Below are 8,268 nucleotides of genomic sequence, written 5' to 3' on the forward strand. Positions count from 1 at the left end.
GGGGGGGGCGCGGGCCCCCCGCGCGCCCCCCCCCACCCGTCTGCCCTGTCCGTCTGTACGCATCCGAGGGCTGGGGCCCGGGCTCTTGCGGGTTCCGGGCCTGCCGCTGTCCTGCCCTGCGGGGGATTGGCTTTGATCGCGGGTTGGGAGTCAGTTCGTCATGACTTCGGGAGGCAGCTGCTGATCGGCGGAGCCGATGTTCACGAGAACGGGTTCTGGCTCAACTTCCGTGGTCAGTAGCGGAGAGTGACTGCCTAGATTCGAAGAGTGCGTCCACTTGTGGCTGGATCGAAGGATCGAGGATGTCGCGGAGTCCCTTGACCCCCAGACGCCAGCGCAGGCCGACTGAGGAATCAAACAAATGGTCGACAAGTTCTGACTGTTCCGCCACTACCCGATCCAGGGCGTCGACAGCGAGCATCGCGAGGTCTGCGGGGAACGTCGGCAATGGCTCGGACAGGCCGTAGATTGGGCAGGTCGGTTCGCCGCCGCGCTGTGCGGCGATCAGAGCCGCGGCGGCCACAGCCTGCTCACCATCGGGCTGGCTGAGGTAGTCCGTGAAGTCGGCAGCGCGCTTCAGCATGCGGCGAACCAGTTTCTCCCGTTCTTCTGCGGGAGCGTCATCGATGTCACCGGCAAAGTCGGCAGCGGTGTCGTTGTCGAAGGGGCCGATGTCTCAGGTGCCCATGCTGATCTCCTTGCGCCGCAGTCCAGGGATCCTCGCACAGGCGACCGACAGCGAGGTCATGACGCGAGAAGGACCCGTTTCCGCAGGAGCTCAAAGCCGGCGCGACCGTACATCTGGCGCTTGAGCATCTTGATCCGGTTGACGTGACCTTCGACGACGCCGGAGCTCCAGGGGAGGGTGAACCCTGCGATGACGGCGTCCCGGTCCCGGTCGATGCCGGCAGCGAGGTTGTGGAGGCTGGGAAGGTCGTCCTGGCGGACCGCGTCGAGCCAATCAGGGAGAAGCTCGCCCTGGCGCTCGGTGAGCATGACGGCGAAGGAGCGGACGTGCCGCGTAGGGCGTCGAGCTCCGGGCAGTGGGCCGGGATGGTCTTGAGGTGGATCTGCTCGGCCTCGGACAGTGCCGTGGGCCGTCGGAGAATCCAGCTGGCAACGGCGCGGGGCGATGGCGGCGGGGCGGTCACCGGCTGCGGCGAGGTGCGTTTGAGTCGGATGTAGGCCCGGACGTGCTGGTAGCTGCCCTTGTAGCCGAGCGGGACGATCTCCTCCCAGAGCTTCCTGGCGTTGGTGCAGCCCTCGCTCCAGCGGTCGTCGAGATAGGGCTTGTAATCGTCAAGGACAGACGGCCTGTTCTGCCACTGGCCCTGGAAGAGATCCTCCCGGTTCGTAGCGTCGGCCAGAGCCTTGACCGTGCGGTAGGTCATGCCGAGCTGCCGTTGGACGGCGCGTCGGCTGTGGCCCGCGGCCAGCTGGGCGTGCACCGCGGCATGCCGAGCCCGCGTCCGGTCAGCGAACCGGAAACCCCGCGGCCAGGGCTGGTCCGCGCTCTCCTCCTGGAGTTTGGGTTCAACGGCCCTACTTGGAACCGGAGTTAGTGTGCGGAGGCACTGTCGGTGGCGGGCGACGGCCCGCTCGGCCGCCTCGCTGAGGTTGTGCCATAGGTGCCAGCGGTCCGCGACCTGGACGGCCTGCGGCGCTCCGGCGGTGGCGCCTTCGGCAAAGAACGGCGCGCGGTCGCGGCAGACCACCTCGACGCCCAGCCGCTGGGCCAGCCAGGCCGCCAGGCTCGATGCCTCCCGGTCGGGCAGAAGGTCCACCGGCGCCGAGTCTCGGCGTCGACCAGCACCGTCCCGTAGGCGCGACCCCTGCGCGTCGCGTACTCGTCGACGCCCACCACCCGCGGCGCCGGCGGCTGCGGATCAGGAAGCTCCTCGATTAGCCGCAGCACCGTGCTCCGGCTCGCCGACGCCCCGAACACCCCGGTCAGTCTGGCACCGGCACGTCCAGCCAGCGCCAGACCGACCGAGGCAAGCACCGCCCGCGGCCTCTCGGTCCACCGGCCGTGGCGCCGGGTCAACCCCTCGATCTGCTCGACGAAGGTCCGCCGCCCGCACGACGGGTTGCCGCACACGAAGCGCCGTACCCGCAGGCTCAGCCGGACCCGTCTGCCTCCAACCGACTCGTCGGCGGGAAACCGCAGGTAGGAGCTGTGCATGCGAGTCGACCAACCCCCGCAGGCCGGACAACTGTGACCCGCCACCGAAGATCTGGCACTCACGTTCACAGACTCGACGTCTACGTCGACCGATAGCACCACGACACCCGCGAACGACGGAAACAGCAGCCCCTCCAGCTGGGGCACCAGATCACCCACGGTCCCGCACTGTCGGTCACCGCGGCTCGGAGGCTGGCGACTTTCGGGCAACTTCCCAACGCCGACCGCATCGCTCCATCGTCACTCACCGTGTGCAGGCAAAGGAAGTTGAGCCAGAACCCGAGAACGGGAGTCACCTGCCGAGCCGGTTGCCGGATTCCTCGTCGTTCATCCGCCGGGCCCCGGTGTCAAGGGACAGTAGGAGTTCCCCGCTCGCGGACAGTTGATCTCCCCACTGCTCTGGGCACAACGACGGACGGCGGCGAGTGGCATGTGGGGCGCTCGGCTTGTCCCGGAGGCCCCGTGCGTTCTCAGTGCAGAGGCATGGCTCCGCCCTGCCATTCCCGGCCTTCCGGGTGTTCGAGGGAGCAATCGAGCGCGATTTCTGCGGCGGCTTTCCGGGCGAGTTCCCGGCGGTCTTCGCTGAGGCCCTCGAGGAGGGAGTTCGGCTCGAATTCCCAGGACCAGTCAGCCACTGCGCACCTTGTCGCCGGCGGCGCGTACGATCTCCGCCATCCCGAGTGTGGCGGTTCGGCGGGCGTCGTCGTCGCTGCTGAACCGTATGGTGTGCTCATACGCGCGGTAGCGGCGGGAGAGATCGGGGTCCTGCTCCTCGACGATGATTGGACTACCGTCAAGACGATCTGATCGCTGATGGGGGGAGACAACGTGGCGATCGAGTTGCCCGGTGAGGTGGAGTCGTTCCTGAACTTCATCGGCATCAAGTGGCCGTCGGTGAACGAGGACAAGGTCCGGGAGTTCGCCGACCACGTAAGGGAGTTCGCGGACAAGCTCGACGAGGCGCACCGGCAGTCGACGGCGACGATCCATGCGCTGTCGGAGGCGTACGAGGGCGCGTCGTACGAGGCGTTGCTGGCGAAGTGGGCGTCGTTGTCGGACGGTCACATGGACGAGCTGGTGCAGGCCTGCCGGGTGGTGGCGACCGCGCTGGACGCGGCGGCCGGTGTGATCGTGGCGATGAAGGTTGAGGCGATCGCCGAACTCGTGGTGCTGGCGGCGACGCTGATTGCGGAGCAGGCGGCGGCGGTGGCGACGCTGGGTGCGGCGGAGGCGGCCGCGGCGGCGACGGTGATGGCCGGACGCAAGCTGGTCCAGTTCCTGGAGCAGCAGTTGGAGGACTACATCATCGGCCAGGTGATCGAGGCGGCCATCGACCCGTTGGTGGAGGTCGTGGCCGGCGCGGTGACCGGGCTGGTGTTCCAGGCGGCGGAGTCCGCACTCGGTGTCTCCGGCGGTGGCGGGGGCGGGGGGACGGGGTTCCGGATCCACCCGGACGCGCTGGAGGCGCACGCCCGCACCATGCACCAGCACGCCGAGACCGTCGCCGGTCACGCGCAGTCCTTCCAGTCCAAGCTGGCGGGGGTGAGCTTCGAATGAGCAATCGGATCGTCAAGGCGCTGGAGCACGGCGCGCAGAAGCTCGGGAAGACGCTCGCGGAGGATGCGGGCAAGGCCGTGCACAAGCTGTACAAGCAGGCCGGCGACAACCTCACGAAGGTCGCAAAGAACACCCGCGACATCGACGCCATACACGCCAAGGACCTGGAGAAGATCCTGCACGGCGAGGGCGACAAGGGGCTGCCACACCCGCGCTCCGCCAACGGGGGCGGCCGAGGCCGCGGCTCCCACCCGCGCGGACGGGGCCGCGAGCAGGTCGCCGACCCGCGCACCGAGGGCCGCCCCCTGGACAGCCGGTGCAGCGGCGGCGAGCCCGTCGACATGGCCACCGGCCGCATGTACATCGACCAGACGGACGTCGCTCTTGCGGGCTCGCTGTACTTGCTGTTCAACCGTTCCTTCGACTCCGGTTACCGGGCCGGCCGGTGGATGGGCCCACGGTGGGTCTGCACCTTCGACGAACGCCTGGAGATAGACGCCCAGGGCGTTGTCCACCTCGGCGCGGACCGAGTGTCCCAGACCTACCCGCACCCTGAAACGCCCGACGAACCCGTGCACGCGAGCGCCGGCGCCCGCTGCGAACTCACCCTGACCTCCCGGGGCGATTACGCGCTGACCGACCCCTCCAGCGGCCTGACCCGAGAGTTCAGCCTCCAGCCGGACGGCGCGGAAGCCCTGCTCACCCGGCTGAGAGACCGCTCCGGCCGATACGTCGACTTCGACTACGACCCCGACGGCACACCGGTGAGCATGACCCACTCCGGCGGCTACCGGATCATGGTCACCGTCGACGGCGACCGGATCACCGCGCTGCGCCTGGCCGGTGCGGGCGAGGGAGGCCGCGAGCAGCTACTCACCCGCTACGGGTACGCCGACGGGCACCTCACCTCGGTCTACAACTCCTCCGGCAAGCCGCTGCGCTTCTCCAACGACTCCCAGGGCCGGGTCGTCGCCTGGACCGACCGGAACGGCACCCGGTACCGATACGTCTACGACCAGTTCGACCGTGTCGTGGAAGAGGGCGCCGAGGACGGCTCACTCCGGTTCGGTTTCGAATACGGGGATCCCGATCCGGTGACCGGTATCCGGATCCACTCCGAGACCGACGCCCTGGGCCACTGCACCCGTTACCACGTCAACGAACACGCCCAGGTCGTCGCGCAGAGCGACCCTCTGGGGAACACCACGCTCTTCGAGCGGGACGCGTACGACCGGCTGCTCTTGCGAACCGACCCGCTCGGCCGAACCACAGCGTTCGAGTACGACGGCGCGGGGGACCTGGTCGCCGTCGTACGGCCCGACGGCGAGCGGTCGACGACGGCCTACCTCGGCACATCGAGCCTGCCGACCGTCATCACCCGGCCAGGCGGACGGACGTGGCGACAGGCCTACGACGAGGAAGGCCGGCTGCTCTCCATCACCGACCCGGCCGGGGTCACCACCCGGTACGGGTACGACGAACTGGGCCACATCGCTTCCGTCACCGATCCCCTGGGCCACTCCACCGTCATCCGGTGCAATGCCGCCGGCCTGCCGGTCGAGGTGACGGACCGGACCGGAGAAGTCAGCCTGTACGAGCGCGACGCGTTCGGGCGGGTCACCGCCGTCACCGATCAGCTCGGTGGGATCACCCGGCTCGTCTGGAGCAGCGAGGGCAGGCTGCTCCAGCTCACCGCACCGGACGGCAGCGGCGAGATCTGGTCGTACGACGCCGAGGGCAATGTGCTCGCGCACACCGACAGCGCCGGGCGGACGACCTCCTTCGAGTACACGCCCTTCGAGACGGTCGCCGCCCGCACCGACCCCGACGGCGCACGGCTCACGTTCACCTACGACGCGGCCATGCAGCTCGTCGCGGTGACCAACGCGCTGGGCCAGTCGTGGGATTACACGTACGACGGGGCGGGCCGCCTCATCCGGGAAAGCGACTTCCACGGTCGACCGGTCAGCTACGAACTCGATGCGGCCGGCCAGGTGGTCTCACGCACCACCCCGCTCGGATCCCGGATCGACTTCGTCCACGACGCGCTCGGGAACGTGGTCTCCAAGAACGTCGACGGCGCGGCCACCACGTACGGCTACGATCCGGCCGGCAACCTGCTACGGGCCACCGGACCGGACGTCGACCTGCTGCGCACCGTCGATCCGCTCGGCAACCTGCTGACGGAGTCCGTCAACGGACGGACGCTCACCCACATCCGGGACGGCTTGGGCCGGCGCATCGGCCGCACGACACCCAGCGGGCACCACAGCAGCTGGACGTACGACGAGGCCGACCGGCGGACCTCTCTCACGACCCCCGCGGGCAGCCTGACGTTCGCCTACGACGCGGCCGGCCGGGAGTCCGTACGAACCGTCGGCGAGCACCTCACCCTCGACAACAGCTGGGACAGCGAACACCGCCTGACCCGCCAGGTGCTGCGCGCCGGGCCAGAAGTGCTGCAGCACCGGGACTTCGCCTACCGCACCGACGGCATCCTCGCCGGCGTCGACGACCTGCTCAACGGGCAACGGACCTTCGAGCACGACGCAGCGGGCCGGGTCACCGCCGTGCACGCCGCCGACTGGACCGAAACCTACGCCTACGACCCCGCCGGCAACCTCACCGAGGCCGAGTGGCCCGCCACCGGTGGCACGAGGGCAGCCCTCGGCACCCGGACGTACGAAGGCACCGAACTCGCCTCGGCCGGCAGGGTCCGCTACGAGCACGACCGAGCGGGCCGTGTGACCCTCCGCCAGATCACCAGACTCTCCAGGAAGCCCGACACCTGGCGCTACACGTGGGACGCCGAGGACCGGCTCACCCAGGTCACCACACCGGACGGCACCCGCTGGCGGTACCTCTACGACCCGCTCGGACGCAGGATCGCCAAGCTCCGGCTCGGCGCGGACGGAACGAGCGTCACAGAGCGCATCGACTTCACCTGGGACGGCGCGACGCTGGTCGAGCAGAGCACCCAGGCACCCTTCCTCCCCGGCCCTCACACGCTCAGCTGGGAATATCGGGACCTGCATCCGCTCTGCCAGACCGAGTCCATCACCAGGCCCGGTGCGGCCGACGGCACCCGGGAACAGATCGACCGCCGGTTCTTCGCGATCGTCACCGACCTCGTCGGCACCCCCACCGAACTGGTCGACCCCGTCTCCGGCACCATCGCCTGGCGCGCCACGCCCACCCTCTGGGGCAACACCACGTGGCCGGCCGACAGCACCACCTACACCCCGCTGCGCTTCCCCGGCCAGTACTTCGACCCCGAGACTCGCCTCCACTACAACCTCAACCGCTACTACGACCCCGAGACCGCCCGGTACACGAGCCCCGACCCGCTCGGCCTCAGCCCCGCACCGAACCCCGACACCTACGTCCACAACCCGCACACCTGGTCGGACCCGTTCGGCCTGAGCCCGAACCCGCCCAACCCGCTCAAGAAACAGCTGATGGACATAGGTAAGAAGCGGGCGGAGAAAGCCGCAGCAGGCCTCGGCGAGGGCGAGACGCCGCCAGGCGCCTACTCGGTGGGCCGCGACCGCACGACCGGCAAGCTCTACTACGGTGACAGTGGTCCGGAGCACGGCCACGCGAAGGCCGTCCAGGATGCGTTGCCGAAGGAGTCGCAGCGCGAGGACGGACGTCCGCCCGGCGTGTGCGGTGAGCCACGAATGTTCACCAATGCCATCAAGGACGGCGCCGATCCGAAGAACATCGATCTGGTGACCGTCAACACGAAGGGCAAGAAGTTCAAGATGTGCGACAACTGCAAGAGCTGGGTCCCGGGCTTCGGAGGAGAGGTGCTCACGGATTGAACGGCAATGACGACCGGCCCGCGCTCCGGGCATTGCGGGCCGACCTGTCCGGAACCGCCGAGATCGAGCTTCACCCCCTCGACCTGGCGGCAGCATGCCGCCAGTACGAGGATGACGGGTACCAGGTCACCCCACGACTCCGGGAGTTCCTTGCCGCGTACGGCGAGGCCACCGTCACCTGGCGGGGCCGGGTCTCGGAGGTGGAGGTCACCACGTCGGTCGAGCGGACGCTGGAAAGCACGCATGCTTTCCCCCGCAGTATCGGGATCTTCGCCCACCGCCTCGGCCAGGGTGTCACCCTGATCGGCACCGCCTTCGAGACCGAGGAGTGCCTCCTCCTGGCTGATGACGGCGACATCCTGCTCTACGGCGACGGCGGCTTCCAGCGTGTGGCGCACGGCTTCGAGAACGCGATCCGGGCACTCGTCTCCGGCGACTGGGACAAGGCCCTCTTCTCCGGGAGTCCCTGACCCCACGACCGGCCCCGCACGCCCTCCAGGCGCCACCGAAAGGCAGCGTTTCTGACGGGCCGACCGGGGGAGCACGAGGGGCCCGATACACGACCGAGAAACCGTGACGCCGTTGGCGAATCCCGGGCCTCGCTACTTCGCCCCGCCCCGGCGCCGCGCGGGGGGGGGGGGTCGTGGGGAATTGGGGGGGGGGGGGGGGGCCCCGGGGGGGTGGGGGGGGGGGTCATACGTGTGA

At 69.1% G+C, this 8,268-nt stretch carries 6 protein-coding genes and 1 pseudogene; 3 read left to right on the top strand and 4 right to left on the bottom strand.

What is annotated here, in order from left to right:
- Positions 1-220: 220 nt before the first annotated feature.
- From ACFV0G_RS04585 to ACFV0G_RS04600, 4 genes and pseudogenes are all read right to left on the bottom strand, one after another.
- Positions 221-673 (bottom strand): DUF4259 domain-containing protein, encoded by a 453-nt coding sequence (locus ACFV0G_RS04585; RefSeq protein ID WP_380541592.1) that lies wholly within the window; start codon positions 671-673, stop codon positions 221-223.
- 71 nt (positions 674-744) lie between these two features.
- Positions 745-996, bottom strand: a complete 252-nt coding sequence (locus ACFV0G_RS04590) for a transposase (RefSeq protein WP_380541509.1) — start codon at positions 994-996, stop codon at positions 745-747.
- A 629-nt stretch (positions 997-1,625) separates the two neighbouring features.
- A pseudogene (locus tag ACFV0G_RS04595) lies at positions 1,626-1,784 on the bottom strand (transposase); the annotation flags it as partial.
- An 868-nt stretch (positions 1,785-2,652) separates the two neighbouring features.
- On the bottom strand, positions 2,653-2,817 hold the full coding sequence (locus ACFV0G_RS04600; RefSeq protein ID WP_380541513.1) for a hypothetical protein: 165 nt from the start codon (positions 2,815-2,817) through the stop codon (positions 2,653-2,655).
- Between the two features lie 193 nt (positions 2,818-3,010).
- Here ACFV0G_RS04600 and ACFV0G_RS04605 point away from each other — a divergent pair, with 193 nt between their 5' ends.
- From ACFV0G_RS04605 to ACFV0G_RS04615, 3 genes are read left to right on the top strand one after another with little or no spacing between them, the layout of a single operon-like run.
- Positions 3,011-3,739: a WXG100 family type VII secretion target gene (locus ACFV0G_RS04605; RefSeq protein ID WP_380541516.1), complete on the top strand. Its 729-nt coding sequence runs from the start codon at positions 3,011-3,013 to the stop codon at positions 3,737-3,739.
- Positions 3,736-7,563 (top strand): RHS repeat-associated core domain-containing protein, encoded by a 3,828-nt coding sequence (locus ACFV0G_RS04610; RefSeq protein WP_380541519.1) that lies wholly within the window; start codon positions 3,736-3,738, stop codon positions 7,561-7,563. The genes ACFV0G_RS04605 and ACFV0G_RS04610 overlap by 4 nt, the downstream gene beginning before the upstream one ends.
- On the top strand, positions 7,560-8,033 hold the full coding sequence (locus ACFV0G_RS04615) for an SUKH-3 domain-containing protein (protein ID WP_380541522.1): 474 nt from the start codon (positions 7,560-7,562) through the stop codon (positions 8,031-8,033). The genes ACFV0G_RS04610 and ACFV0G_RS04615 overlap by 4 nt, the downstream gene beginning before the upstream one ends.
- The last annotated feature ends 235 nt before the right edge of the window (positions 8,034-8,268 follow it).

Source organism: Kitasatospora sp. NPDC059571 (assembly GCF_042735675.1).
Classification (GTDB): Bacteria; Actinomycetota; Actinomycetes; order Streptomycetales; family Streptomycetaceae; genus Kitasatospora.